The organism is Enterobacter mori LMG 25706 (assembly GCF_000211415.1).
Lineage (GTDB): Bacteria > Pseudomonadota > Gammaproteobacteria > Enterobacterales > Enterobacteriaceae > Enterobacter > Enterobacter mori.
Window position 1 is genome coordinate 1 of the sequence record NZ_GL890775.1, and the last position, 14,667, is coordinate 14,667.

A 14,667-nucleotide genomic window follows, 5' to 3' on the forward strand; every position below is an offset into this window, starting at 1 on the left:
CGATGCGGCGCTGGACGACGTGGGCACCGTACAGGGCACCCTGTCTAACGGCAGCAGCACCGACGACCCGACGCCCACCCTGAGCGGCAAGGCGGAAGCGGGCAGCACCGTGAAGATCTACGATCTGAACGGCCTGCTGGGCGAAGTGACGGCGAAAGCTGACGGCACCTGGAGCTTCTCACCGTTTGCGAAACTGCCGGAAGGCGAGCACCGCTTCCACGTGACGGCGACGGACAAGGCGGGCAACACCAGTGCAGATTCAGACGACTTCGTCCTGACCCTGGACTACACCGCCCCGGATGCGAGCAAGCTGGCTATTACCGAAGTCTACGACGACGTGAAAGCGTCAGGCGTGGTGGCTTCCGGCGGGGAAACCGACGATAACCGTCCGCTGATCAAGGGTACCGGCGCAGAGCCAGGCAACACCATCACCGTGTACAACGGCGACAAGGTGATTGGCACCGCGAAGGTACAGGCAGACGGCACCTGGTCCCTCGAACCGACCACCCCGCTGCCGGACGGCAAATACACCCTGACGGCGAAAGAGACCGACAGCGTGGGCAACGTCTCCGGCCCGTCCGCGGAATACGTCATCAACGTGGCCACCGTGCCGCCGCAGGCGCCGACGCTGGACACCGTGTATGACGACGTGGCACCGCACGCCGACTACCTGCAGAAGGGCGACGTCACCAACGACACCACCCCGACCCTGAGCGGCAGCAGCGGCGTGATCGGCGGCACCATCAGCATCTACGATAACGGTCGCCTGATTGGCACCGCCACCGTGGGCAGCAACGGCAGCTGGAGCTTCACGCCGGATACGGCGCTGGCTGACGGCAATCACAGCTTCACCGCCCCCGTCACCGACGGCGTGGGACGCACCAGTGAGCCAACCGGCGGCTTCGGTATCGTGGTGGATACAAAAGCACCGGACGCGGCCTCTGACCTGCTGGTCACCGACAACGTCGGCGCCTACCAGGGCCCGGTCGTGAGCGGCGACACCACCGATGACAACACCCCGACCCTGAGCGGCAAGGCCGAGCCGGGCAGCACGGTGAACATCATCGACAACGGCCAGGTTATCGGCTCCACGAAGGTGAACCCGGACGGTACCTGGAGCTTCACCCCGGATCAGGCGCTCTCCAACGGCGAGCATGACCTGACCACCACCGTGACCGATCCGTCAGGCAACACCGGACCGGAAGGGTCGCACGTGGTCATCACCGTTGACGTGGTCCCGGGCAAGGTGGAAATCACCGGCGTGACCGACGCCCTCGGCAGCGTGACCGGCAGCCTGTCCCAGAACGCGGTCACCGACGATACCCGTCCGCAGATCAGCGGCACGGCGAAGGCGGGCAGCACCGTAACCATCATGGACGGCAGCAACGTGCTGGGCACCACCACCGCGGGCGCGGACGGCACCTGGAGCTTCACGCCGAGCGTGGATCTGGGTCGCGGCGAGCACAGCTTCACCGCCACGGCGAAGGATCCGATGGGCAACGAGTCAAGCAGCAGCAGCTGGACCGTGACCATCGATACCGATGCGCCGGTGAAACCGACCATCGACGCGGCGCTGGACGACGTGGGCACCGTGCAGGGTAACCTGGCGAACGGCGGCAGCACCGACGACCCGACGCCAACCCTGAGCGGCAAGGCGGAAGCGGGCAGCACCGTGAAGATCTACGATCAGAACGGCCTGCTGGGCGAAGTGACGGCGAAAGCCGACGGCACCTGGAGCTTCTCACCGGTCGCGAAACTGCCGGAAGGCGAGCACCGCTTCCACGTGACGGCGACGGACAAGGCGGGTAATACCAGCGCAGCGTCCGACGATTTCGTGCTGACCCTGGACTACACCGCACCGGATGCAAGCAAAGTGAGCATCACTGACGTGGTGGATGACTTTGGTTCTGTGACCGGCTCCGTGACGTCAGGCGGTAAGACTGACGATAACACGCCGCTGATCAAAGGCACCGGCGCGGAAGCGGGCAACACCATCACCGTGTACAACGGCGACAAGGTGATTGGCACCGCCAAAGTGCAGGCAGACGGCACCTGGGAACTGCAGGTCACCAAGGCGCTGCCTGACGGCACCTATAACCTGACGGTTAAAGAGACCGACAGCGTGGGTAACACCACGGCGGCTTCACCGGAATACATTATTCAGATCGATGCAGGCGGTCAGCCGCTGCCACCGACCCTGAGCAGTGTCGAAGATGACGTCGCGCCGCATACAGGTCCATTGCAGAAGGATGCGACAACCAACGACAACACCCTGCTTCTGACAGGTACTGCGGAAGCCAACGTGACGGTTCGCATTTACGGCGGCCCGAACGGCACCACCTTACTGGGTGAAACGCAGGCTGATGCCCAGGGTAAATGGAGCTTCAACACGCCGAAACTGGCAGACGGTATCCATACGTTTGTGGCGGAAGCCATTAACGACATCGGACAGGTGAGCCCGCAAACCGGCGGATTCCCGGTCACGGTGGATACCAGCGCGCCGGGCGAAGTCACTGGCTTCATCGTTAGCGATAACGAAGGCCCGAAGACTGGCGTATTGTCCAATGGCGACACCACTGACGATGCGACGCCGACCATCAGCGGTAAAGCAGAGCCTGGCAGCGTTGTTCACGTCTACGTGAACGGTCAGGAAAACGGCGCCGCGGTGGCAGATGCTAACGGTAACTGGACCTACACCACCGGTTCACTGGCGGATGGGGAATACACCTTCACCGCGCGCGCTGAGGATTCAGCGGGCAACCTGGGTGCAGAAAATGCTGGCGTCACCGTCACGCTTGATACCTCCAGCGTACCGGTCACTATCGTTCGCGTGATGGACGATAAAGGCACCGTAACTGGCGAACTGAAGGCCAATGACGTGACTGACGATGCCCGTCCGGACATTATCGGTAAGGCAAAAGCAGGCAGCATCGTGACCATCAAAGATGGCAGCGTGGTGCTGGGCACCGTGACGGCAGATGCCAGCGGTAACTGGACATTCACCCCAACCAGCGATCTGGGCGATGGCGTACATAACATTACGGCGACCGCTAAAGATCTGACCGGTAAAGAGGATACCTCCAGCACCTTCAGCTTCGAAATTGACAGTAAAGCACCGAATCGTCCGAGCATTGATTACGCGGAAGATCAGGTGGGTACCGTTAAGGACGACCTGACCAGCAACGACGTGACTGACGATCCGCAGCCAATCCTGCACGGTACGGCCGAAGCGAACAGCACCGTCAACATCTACTCCGTTGATGGCACGCTGTTGGGTTCAGTCACCGCGAACAGCAGCGGCGCGTGGAACTTCAAGCCGGGCAGTAAGTTGCCAGAAGGGAAAAACACCTTCTATGTGACGGCGACGGATAAAGCCGGAAACGTCAGCGACAAGTCTGCGGACTTCGTGCTGACCACCGACTACACCGCGCCGGATGCGAGCAAAGTGACCATTGATTCCGTCACGGATAACGTGGGTAACGTTCAGGGGATTGTGGCGGATGGCGGCGTTCTGGACGATTCACGTCCGGTGATCCGCGGCTCTGGTGCTGAAGTGGGCAACGTCATTACGGTCTACACCACCGATAAAGACGGCAACACGAAGGTACTGGGTACCACCACGGTTGATCAGAACGGCAAATGGGAACTGACGCCATCTGAGTCCCTGTACGGTGACTCCATCAACAAACTAACCGTGACGGAAACCGATCGGGTTGGCAACGTGGCGAAACCGGCTGACAGCTATGATGTCATTATGTCCGATACCCCGGATGCACCAGCGATCGTTAACGTTCTGGACGATACCGGCACAACCGTTATCAACCTGGCCAACAATGCGTTGACCAAAGACGATACGCCGACCCTGAACGGGACTGCGGACGGTGCTGCGGGCGATACGATCACCCTCTACAACGGCAGTCAGGTTGTAGGTAAAACAACGCTGAACAGCGATGGCACCTGGAGCTTCACGCCATCTCCGGCACTGGCTGACGGTAGCTACACCTTTACGGTGACCAATACCAACAGCGCGGGTCAGGAGAGCGATCGCAGCGGTTCGTTCACGGTAACCATTGATTCAACAGCACCGAATCCGGTTTCCGGCCTGCAGGTGTCTGACGATCAGGGTGCCTGGAAAGGTCAGTTGACCGAGGGCATGACCACGGACGACAACAAACCGACCTTCACCGGTAAAGCGGAGCAGGGCAGTACGGTCACTATCTATGATAATGGCCAGGCGATCGGTTCAGTCATCGTCACCAACCCTGACGGTAGCTGGCAGTTCACCCCGTCCACGCCGCTGGTTGATGGCGAACACCAGTTCGCGACTCAGGTAACGGATCCGGCGGGTAACAGCAGTGCGATCGTTGACGATATCACCGTTAACGTCTCCACGGGCGCAAGCTATCTGCAGCTGCTGCAGGTGGTGGATGATGTCCAGGAAGCGGGTGGTTCTCGCGTGCTTCGCGATGGTGAAGTCACGAACGATAGCCAGGTACAGCTGGTCGGTAAGGCGACGGCAGGCAGCACCATTATCATCACCGACGTCGGTGGCGTTCAGCTGGGTACCGTGAAAGCGGATGCCAATGGTAACTGGGAATTCACACCGATGAGTAGCCTGAGCGATGGCGCGCATACCCTGCGCATCACCGGGACCGATCCGTCGAATAACCCGCTCACGCCGATCGACTTCGATCTGGTTGTGGACACGGTTGCGCCTGTCGCACCGGTTATTACCAACGTGCTGGACGATGTGGATCCGGTTCAGGGTTCCGTTGTTCACGGCAAGCCGACCAACGACACCGCGCCGGAAATTACCGGTACGGCAGAGAAGGGCAGCACGGTGAATGTGTACCATCAGGTGGATGCGACAACCCGCATTCTGCTGGGTACCGCCGTGGCCGATAGCACAACGGGTCAATGGACGCTGCAAATCAGCGACGCGAACAAGCTGGCTGAAGGCACCTGGAATCTGGTTGCAACCTCCACGGATGCAGCAGGCAACGTCAGTGCGCCGAGCAACACCTGGACGATTGTTGTCGATACCACCGTGTCTGACGCGGTTATCAATATCAGCTCGATCTCGGAAGACCGTGGCGCTTCAGACGCTGACTTCATCACCAACGATAACACGCTGTTGATTAACGGTGAGCTGAACAAAGCCCTGCAGGCGGATGAGTGGGTTGAGATTAGCCTCGACAACGGTGCAACCTGGATGCGTGCCTCAACGGTAACCGGCACCTCCTGGACTGTGGATATGCAGAGCACGCCGCTGAACGATGGTGCGTACACCATTCAGGCTCGCGTGGTGGATAACGCCGGTAACGTCGGCAGCACCGATTCTCAGGCGCTGCAGGTGGCATCGGGCGGCAGTGACATGAACGGTCTGTCTACGACAACCAAAGTGACGACCGATACCAGCCATGGTCTGACGACAGGGGATCACTTCAGTCATGCCGCAACGGCGACTAACGGCGACATGGTCACCCGTGACCGTACCGTCACCCTTAGCGGTAACCTGAGCGCGGCGCTGCAGGCTGGCGAACATCTGCAGATCTCTCTGGATAACGGGAAGACCTGGAAAACGCTGGCACTCAACGGCCCGAGCTGGAGCTATGAACTGCCGGAAGTGACGGCAAGCACCACCCACAGCTTCAAGCTGCAGGTGATTGACGTCGCGGGTAACCCGGGTACGAACACGCAGTTTGCGGATAGCTACAATGTGGTCATCGATCTGGATTCGCCTGATGCCATCACGATGGCGCCGGATGTGCCTCAGCACACCAGCACGGGAGATTCGTTCACCTTCTCCAGCGGTCAGTATGGTCGCGTTGAAGCGGGTGCGATTGTCTCTCTGGTGAGCGACGTCAACAGCAACGGCACCTATCAGGAAGGCCTGGATCAGATCATCGGCTTCGCGAAAGCAAACGCCGACGGCTCCTGGAGCCTGAATACGACCCTGCCTGCGGGCGCGCATAACCTGGCCTTTGTGGTCTGGGACGAGGCGGGCAACCGCTCAAGCATGAGCGCAAGCACCAGCACGGGCGTCACCGAAGGTGGTGGTAGTACGCTGATTGAACAGACCTGGGGAGGTACAACCGATGCGGACAGCCGCGGCCTGAACGCCGCTGCGGTCACCATCAGCCAGGACGGTTTGTGGTCATTCTTCCAGAGTGCCCGCGGCACGTCAGGAAGCACAACAGCTAACGCCGGACGTGTCTATGACTCCGTCACGCGTGAAGACTACGATTCGACGTACCTTGCGCAGCCGTCCACCGGAAACGGTGCGGGCTATAACGTTGATGACCCGTCTTACAGTCGCTATATCAACTCGGCAGCCTTTGCGGACATTAACCGTGATGGCTATGCCGACGTGATGTCGCAGGTCAGTAGCTATGGTAACGCGGGTCGCACCGCCTACTGGTTGCAGAACGCCGATGGTAGTTACTCTGCGAAGGCACTGGATCAAGGCACTCTGAACCACCTCGGTGGCGTGATTTCCTATGACCGTGAAGGTGATGGTTATCTGGACTTTGTGCTGGGTGACTCGGAAGCGGACTCCATCTCGTTCATCAAGAATGAGCAGGGTACGCTGAGTTACGAGGACAACGCCGGCTTCTCTGACGGACACCCAGGCGGGGCATTGCCAACGGCGTTGAGCGTGCTGCACGAAGTGGGCGCTGTGGATATCGATAATAACGGTACCGTAGATATTACGGCACATATCGACTACAACGGCGCAGGCACCTTAGTCGGTAATACCTCACGTGGCTTGGGTATTTTGTACAACCAGATGACGGGATCATCGAAGACTAACTTCGGTGAAGTGGGCTACTACGCGAACGTGTTCCGTAACGACGGTCATGAGGACTACGGAAACCTGTCTATCTCCATGACCTATGCGGATTACAACAACGATGGTTGGCTGGATCTGTTCCTGAGCCGTGGTTCGAAGGGCAGTTCTAACAGCGACGAGAGCCGTATCTATCTTAACGATGGTACCGGCAAGCTCAATGCAACCGACAGTCAGGCGCAGTGGTTTGGCGATAACGTTGATGGCGGTACGTCGCTGGCAGTGGACTGGAACCACGACGGTAAGATGGACATCATCGAAGTGCCGCGCTCTGGCGTGACAGGCTCGCCAATGCTGTATACCAATACCGGCAGCAACAACTGGGGGACCAATAAGGTTAGCCTGACGGGGAGCACGACGTTCAACAACATGACCGGTGCCGTGGCGCTTGACTACGACTGGGACGGTTCGATGGACCTGGTGCTGTACCGTTCGGGTGCGGACGCTGATGTGGTGGCAAGAGACGATGCGGGACGCACGATGCTGGTGAAAAACACCAATATCGCGGCGGACGGCACCAGCCTGCAGATCCGTATTGTTGACGGTAACGGCATCAATACCTTCTACAGCAACACCGTGAAGCTCTATAACTCGGCGGGCGAGCTTGTCGCTACCCAGCTGATTAACCCGCAGTCCTCCGGCTCCAGCAACAGTATGGGTCTGGTGAGCTTCTTCGGACTGGATCCGAACGAAGTTTACTCCGTGCAGATGCTGCGTATTACCGACGGTAAAGCGGATCACGTTGGCGCAACGGGCAGCATTGGCGGTTACACCAACGGTACGGTGAATGAGAACTGGAGCGGCCTGACAACAGGTAAAGCCCACGACTCCTACGTGCTGACGGCGGAAAGCGGCAGTGCCACGAACAACACCACTGGCAACAGCGGGATCGTGGGTACGGGCTATAACGACACCTTCTTCGGTTCGGCGGGTAACGACACCTACAACGGTGGCGGCGGCTGGAACCAGATTGTGAGCGGCAAGCCGGTCTGGAGTGAAACTGCAGGTATGGACGTTGTTGACTACAGCCGTTCTACCAGTGCGGTTAACGCCAACCTGTGGACAGGTACTGCAACCGGTAACGGCACCGATAAGCTCCTCAGTATTGAGGGACTGGTCGGGTCAAACCAGCAGGATACCTTCACGGATAACTCCGCGAACAACCTGTTCGAAGGTCGTGGTGGCAATGATGCCTTCTACCTGGTCAACGGCGGTAACGATACGCTGATGTACAAGGTGCTGGCAGGAATGTCTAACGACGGTAGTGGCGGCAACGGCCACGACACGATCCACGGCTTCAAGGTGGGTAATCTGGTGAAAGACAGTGATGCAGATCTGCTCGATATGAGCGAACTGCTTGACTACAAGGGCTCTGTCTCCTTCTTCGAGGACGATGGAAAACTGGAGCTGGATTATTCCTCTCGCGGCGTGCTTGATTACGTCAAGGTGGAGGTTGTCGGAAGCGATACCGTGATCAGTATCGACCGTGACGGTCAGGGCGGACAACACGGCTTCACGCAGGTTGTCACACTGGCTGACGTTCAAACCGATCTGGTTACGCTGCTGCAGAATAACCAAATAATGATGTAACCCAGTAAAGCCCGCCATCTTCGGATGGCGGGCTTTCTGCGCATATCTGAAGTTATACGATCAATCACTGGGTGAATCAGGAATTTGAAAATGAAAATAACCCCTCGGAATTTTAAAAAAATAAACCTGGCGTTCTGTGTCGCTGCTGCATTAAGTGCATTTATGGCCAACCCTGCTTATTCTGCTGAAAAAGTGGAAAAGGCCATCGATTTACCGGTAGTGATCAAACCGACGCCAAAAAATACGGCACCGCAACCTTATCGTCCGGTGGCGGGCGTGACGCCTGAGCTGGCACAGGTTGTCGTCTATTACCCGCAGGGCACGGTTCCTGCAATGATCTATGTGGACCGCGAGCTGCAGTCCGTGTTGTTACCAGGACAGTTTACCGTCCTGTGTGCGGCACCGGGCGCGCACACGGTGGAGTCATTCTTCAACGATTACCCGACGTATCAGGGCAAGCAAAACCCTCAGCAGCAGTTGAGCACCGAAAGCGCGCAGACCTATTTTATTCAGGTTAATCCGGGCACCGCGGGCAATACAGCGGCGCTGGAGGAACGTTCGCGTGCGGAAACGCTTCTGAAAAATATGCACAAGCAGAGCAAAATTATTAACCGTGCATCTCAGGTCAAACCCTGTGATTACGTTAATAACACCGGCGTAGTGCTCATTCAGGAACAGGTGTTGTTCCGCTTTGCGGCGAGCAACTCGGCGGGAATTTTTGCAGAATCTCGTCGCAAGCTGGATGACGTGGTGAAGTTTATCCGTCAGGCGAATAACGTACGCGAGATCCAGGTTGTGGGCTATACCGATGCGATTGGCAGCCGTGAGGCCAACCAGCGTCTGTCTGAAGCACGTGCGAATACCGTTCGTTCGTTGCTGATCGAGAAAGGGATCAAGCCAGAGATGATCAACAACACCGTTGGCCAGGGCGTGGCGCAGAGCGCTGAAGGCTGCGGTACAAATGCCAACCAGCAGGCAGCAGGCTGTAACGTTAACAGCCGTCGTGTGGAAATTTTAGTGAAAAGCCACTAAGCCGCGTGTATGACTAAAATACGGATCGCAGAGATGCTATCCGTATTTTTTTAGTGGTATATCAAAGAGAAAGGTTCTGAAAAACGAGGTGTCATGCAAACTGTGGTTCGTGGGTTTTGATCTTCGCATTGGTGTACTGCTTTTTCTTTTCTCTGATTATCTCATGCTCAATTGACGCTTTAATGATCTCTCCGCAGGAGTATATTTTCTTTAAAGAGTTAAAGCCCAGCTGTTTCATTATGTTGTTGGTGTACGTATAGGTGGTTTTGGGCTTAATGTTGTGCACGATACTGATATCATCAATGGAATAACCCGCAATCATCAGCTTTAACACACAGAACTCCATATGCGTCAGTTCGATGTATTTCTTGATAATCTTGTTTTTGCTTGGGTGACGCTGAGTATGCATTTTTTTTATGATCTCATCGTTCGTGAGATTGTTGATATTCACCAGACGATGCTTGTAATGAGAGCAAATGCAGGAAAACAGCTCCGGAAAAATATCCGAGTGATAAGCAATAATGATTTCTGAAATGGCTGCATTATTTGTTTTTCTACGTAGGGAAATCAACCAGTGGAAATAAACAATATTGCTGTATATGGAATCAGGTAAAACCAGGTACAACGTATAAAAAGACCCTCTCCTGATCTCCTTCGCCCAGGCAAACAAGTTTCTTTGGTCATCAAACGAGATAATTTTCTCTTTACTGAATGTACCGGATAGCAAGTGACTCAGGCCGATGTTACTGAAGTTACATCGGGATAAAATAACTCTGGAGGTATCCATGGGTATTCCTTTAGTGAACTATACCCGTCATACTTCAAGTTGCCTGTGCGTTGGCTTTTCTCGCTCACCCCAGTCACGTACTTATGTACGCTCCTGGGGATTCGCTGCGTCGCCGCCTTCATGCAACTCGAATTATTTAGGCTATAAAATGGCAAAAAGCCCATCTTCGTAATCTTTGCATACCGACAGACAGGTATTACGGTATGAATATATTTATATTCTACACGATATAAATAAACGCTTAATTGAGAAGACTCCCTCACTAAATGGGAATTGTTTACCTGTGTCGCACGGTTTTCCTTTTAGACATTAATGTAAGAATGCGAGGTTTTCAACCAGGAATATTCCACGTATGCAGGACAGATAAAACGGGGAGCGTTATAATTTCATCAGTTATGATTCACGTGTATTACTCCTCGTTAGCGACGTTTTGTGTGATGGAAAATTAAAAGGGAATGTCATTGTTCAGAGGTGACATTGAGAAAAGCATGAAGAAAATTTCAGTTCTGTTTATTTTAACCTCTATTATTTTGCTTGCAGGCTGCCAGATTGCACCGGGTAGCCATATTGATACGTCCGGGAAAAACATTGTTCAGGCACAGGATGATAAAACGCTCAACGACGTCGATATCAATGTTTATCCCGTTACGCCAGCCCTGATCGAGCGGCTGCGGGAAAACGTGGTGGTTGCGCAGGGTAATGCCGAGCTGAACAAGCGTCTGGACGCGTATGAGTACCGTATTGGCGTGGGCGATATCATTATGGTGACGGTGTGGGAACACCCGGAGCTCACCACGCCGTCAGGCCAGTATCGCAGCGCCAGCGACACCGGCAACTGGGTACATTCAGACGGGACCATTTTTTATCCTTACATCGGCAAAATTGCCGTGAAGGACAAAACGGTGACCGAAGTGAGGGAGATGATCACCGGGCATCTGGCTAAATATATTGAATCCCCGCAGGTCGATGTGGGGATCGCCGCATTCCGCTCGCAAAAGGTGACGGTCTCAGGCGAGGTGAATCAATCCGGCCAGCAACCTATCACCAACGTGCCGCTGACCATTATAGATGCGGTAAACCAGGCGGGCGGGCTGACCGAGAATGCAGACTGGGGCAATGTGGTATTAACCCAGGGCGGTAAGAAGTCGAAGGTCTCCCTGCAGGCGCTCATGCAATACGGGGATTTGCAGCAAAATAAGCTGCTCTATCCTGGCGATATTCTCTATATCCCGCGCAATGACGACTTAAAAGTCTTTGTGATGGGGGATGTCGTTAAGCAAACCACCATGAAAATGGATCGTTCCGGCATGACGCTGACAGAAGCGCTGGGGAATGCGGAAGGGATCAATCAAATGACAAGCGATGCCAGCGGCATATTTGTCATTCGCTCTGAGGCGAAACCTGATGCAGAAGCGGGGAAACAAGCGGCTATTTATCAGCTCGACGCGCGTGATGCCACCGCGCTGGTATTAGGCACGGAATTTAAGCTTAAGCCATACGATATTGTCTATGTCACGACGGCACCGGTTGCACGCTGGAACAGGGTGATTAACCAGTTAATGCCAACCATTAATGGTATCTACAGCCTGACGGAAACCACGCGCTTTGTCAGAAACTGGGGTAACTGATCGTGTATGGGCGATATACCTCCATCCTGGTCGTCTGCACCGGCAATATCTGTCGTTCCCCGGCGGGGGAACGGATTTTGCGTTCGCGCTTACCCGGTATGAGGGTGGACTCTGCCGGTATTTCAGCGTTAACAGGGGAACCGGCGGATCCCGTCATGCGGCAGTCGGCCAGCGACTATGGTTTTTCTTTAGAGGGCCATCTTGCCCGACAGCTTACGCCTGCTATGTGCCGCGAATACGATCTGATCCTGACCATGGATAAGCATCATATTGAAGCGGTTACGCAACTGGCGATGGAAGCCCGGGGTAAGACCTTTTTATTCGGATATTGGCTCCAGCAACTGGAAATTTCAGATCCTTATCGCCGGGGAGCAGAAATATCCGACATCATTTTCAAACAACTTTTTTCCGCTGCCGAAGAATGGGTCAAGGTTTTCCAGCAGGTTAAATAATCAAGGCTGATTAGAGTATGTATAACAAACACGTTAGCAATGCCCCTCCCGATCCCGTTCAGCGGGAAGAGGACATTGATATTGTTCAAATCCTTAAAGTGCTGTTTTACAGCAAAGTCTGGATAGCGGCGACGACCATTCTGTTTATCATTATGGGGATTATTATTGCTAACATCTCGACGCCTATTTACAGGAGTGATGCGTTAATTCAGGTTGAGAAGAATTCCTCATTAGGTATTTTAAACAAGCTGTCTACCATGCTCCCGGAAGGCTCCGGAGTCAGTTCTGAATCCGAAGTGTCGTTACTCAAATCACGGTTAGTGATGGGTAAAACGGTACGGGATTTGAAGCTGGATATTGTCGCAAGAGAAAAAACCTATCCTGTTGCGAATGCCACTCTGCAGCGTCTGCTGGGGCATGAGCTGGCGACGCTCGATATTGCCTATTTGTCCGTTCCGGAAAAATGGATTAACACCCCCCTGAATCTGGACATCGCGGTTTCTGGAGACTTCGCCCTGCACGTGGGGGATGCCGTCGTAAAAGGCAAAGTGGGTGTACCTGTTCAGGCCAGCGGTATTGAGCTTCTGATCGAGAAAGCCAGGCTCACGGAAAATACCGCGTTCAGTGTGACGAAGCGCAATGAGTATTCGGTCATTGAAGAGCTCAAAGAGCGCGTCTCCATTGATACCAAGTCGGGGGGGAATGGCATGCTGCACATGAGCATGATCGGCCCCGACCCGGTGACGATCAGCCAGATCCTGGACAGTATTGCTCAAAACTATCTGGCGCAGGACGTTGAGCGCAAATCAGCAGAGGCAAGCAAAAGCCTGGCGTTTTTAAATAAGCAGCTGTTGCAGATCAAAAGCAATCTGGTTAACGCCGAGAGTAAACTGAATGAATTCAGAAAGAATAATGAGTCCGTTGACCTGTCATTAGAGGCTAAATTCATTCTGGATAACGTCGTCTCTATTGATACGCAGCTCAATGAACTGACCTTTAAAGAGGCGGAAATTTCCAAGCTGTATAAGCGTACTCACCCGGCCTATAAAGCGTTGTCTGAGAAAAAAGCCATTCTGGTTGCAGAAAAAGAAAAGCTGAACCAGCGTATTAGCGCGATGCCCAGTACCCAGCAAGAAATTTTAAGCATGACCCGCGATGTCCAGATGGGTAATGATATTTATATGATTTTGCTGAATAAACAGCACGAGCTTAATATCAGTAAGGCCAGTACCCTGGGGAATGTGCGGATTATTGACCATGCGGTCACGCAGCAGAAACCGGTCAAACCGAAAAAAATATTGATTGTTCTCTTATCCGCCTTAATGGGGTTCCTCTTTTCCTCTGGGGTCATCCTTGTTCGCAACATGCTGATAAAAGGGATCCGGCAACCTGCTGAGCTGGAGAAACGTGGCATTCCTGTCCTGGCCGTTGTTCCCCTGGCGCCTGAGTTAACGAAGCGCAGACGGTGCCGCGCCATTCCGACTTACCAGTCTGACGAGCTGCTGGTGAAATCGACGCCAACGTCGCTGGCGGTCGAAGCGTTGAGGGGGCTGCGTACCAGCCTCCATTTTGCGATGCTGAAATCGGACAACAAAATATTAATGATCTCCGGGACGTCGCCCGGGGTCGGTAAATCTTTCGTGAGTTCTAACCTCGCCGTACTGATGGCGCAGGCGGGTACGCGGGTCTTGTTGATCGACTGCGATTTACGACGAGGGTATTTGCACCGTGTTTTCTCTGCGGCAGAAAATGGCGCAGGGCTTGCGGATTATTTATCTCAAGACGTTAATATTTCGACTGTTATTCAGCACACGGAATACCCGGAAGTGGATTTTATTGGTCGCGGACGAATGACCAATAATCCTGCTGAGCTTTTTATGTCTGAGAAATTCAAGACGCTGCTCACGTCGTGCTCAACGCAATATGACGTGATTATTATTGATACCCCGCCGATCCTGAGCGTGACGGATGCGGCCATTGTTGGCCGATATGCATCAACATCCCTGATGGTGGTGCGCTTTGAGCAGAACTCCCTGAAAGAGGTGGAGGCAGGGCTGCGCCGCTTCGATCAAAATGGCATCGCCATCCAGGGCACCATATTTAACGGCGTAGAGAAGCGCGCCGCTGAACCTTACACCTACGGCGACTATTCCTATCAGGAATAAAATCTAGTAACGGAACAGGTCAACACTATCCGGGATGTATAAAATTCCGAATATTGGATGACTTGTTCCTAATCAAAAGTTCCATATATGTGGTGCAGTCTGAATGCCAATTCAGATCAAAAATGACAGAATTAGCCTCAATTCTATGCTCTTAAATTCTAAT

At 54.4% G+C, this 14,667-nt stretch carries 6 protein-coding genes; 5 read left to right on the forward strand and 1 reads right to left on the reverse strand.

All coding sequences use genetic code 11. The annotated features are described in order from the left end of the window. Window positions 1-19 precede the first annotated feature (19 nt). Window positions 20-8,440, forward strand: coding sequence for an Ig-like domain-containing protein (locus tag ENTMO_RS23850; RefSeq protein WP_237702311.1), 8,421 nt, complete (start codon window positions 20-22; stop codon window positions 8,438-8,440). A 162-nt stretch (window positions 8,441-8,602) separates the two neighbouring features. Next, window positions 8,603-9,472, forward strand: a complete 870-nt coding sequence (locus ENTMO_RS0105130) for an OmpA family protein (RefSeq protein ID WP_272941835.1) — start codon at window positions 8,603-8,605, stop codon at window positions 9,470-9,472. Window positions 9,473-9,563: 91 nt separating this feature from the next. Here the strand turns inward: ENTMO_RS0105130 and ENTMO_RS0105135 are convergent, their stop codons facing one another. Beyond that, window positions 9,564-10,259 (reverse strand): helix-turn-helix transcriptional regulator, encoded by a 696-nt coding sequence (locus ENTMO_RS0105135; RefSeq protein WP_029484980.1) that lies wholly within the window; start codon window positions 10,257-10,259, stop codon window positions 9,564-9,566. A gap of 488 nt (window positions 10,260-10,747) precedes the next feature. Here ENTMO_RS0105135 and ENTMO_RS0105140 point away from each other — a divergent pair, with 488 nt between their 5' ends. Genes ENTMO_RS0105140 through ENTMO_RS0105150 form a run of 3 tightly spaced genes read left to right on the forward strand, consistent with a single transcriptional unit; the run spans window position 10,748 to window position 14,504 of the window. Beyond that, window positions 10,748-11,887 carry a polysaccharide export protein gene (locus ENTMO_RS0105140; RefSeq protein ID WP_010427829.1) on the forward strand — a complete coding sequence of 380 codons (1,140 nt, stop codon included), beginning with the start codon at window positions 10,748-10,750 and terminating at the stop codon, window positions 11,885-11,887. A 2-nt stretch (window positions 11,888-11,889) separates the two neighbouring features. Then, entirely contained in the window at window positions 11,890-12,339 is a 450-nt protein-coding gene (locus ENTMO_RS0105145) for an arsenate reductase/protein-tyrosine-phosphatase family protein (RefSeq protein ID WP_029484981.1), read from the forward strand. A gap of 17 nt (window positions 12,340-12,356) precedes the next feature. Beyond that, window positions 12,357-14,504 carry a polysaccharide biosynthesis tyrosine autokinase gene (locus ENTMO_RS0105150; protein WP_010427834.1) on the forward strand — a complete coding sequence of 716 codons (2,148 nt, stop codon included), beginning with the start codon at window positions 12,357-12,359 and terminating at the stop codon, window positions 14,502-14,504. Window positions 14,505-14,667: the final 163 nt, after the last annotated feature.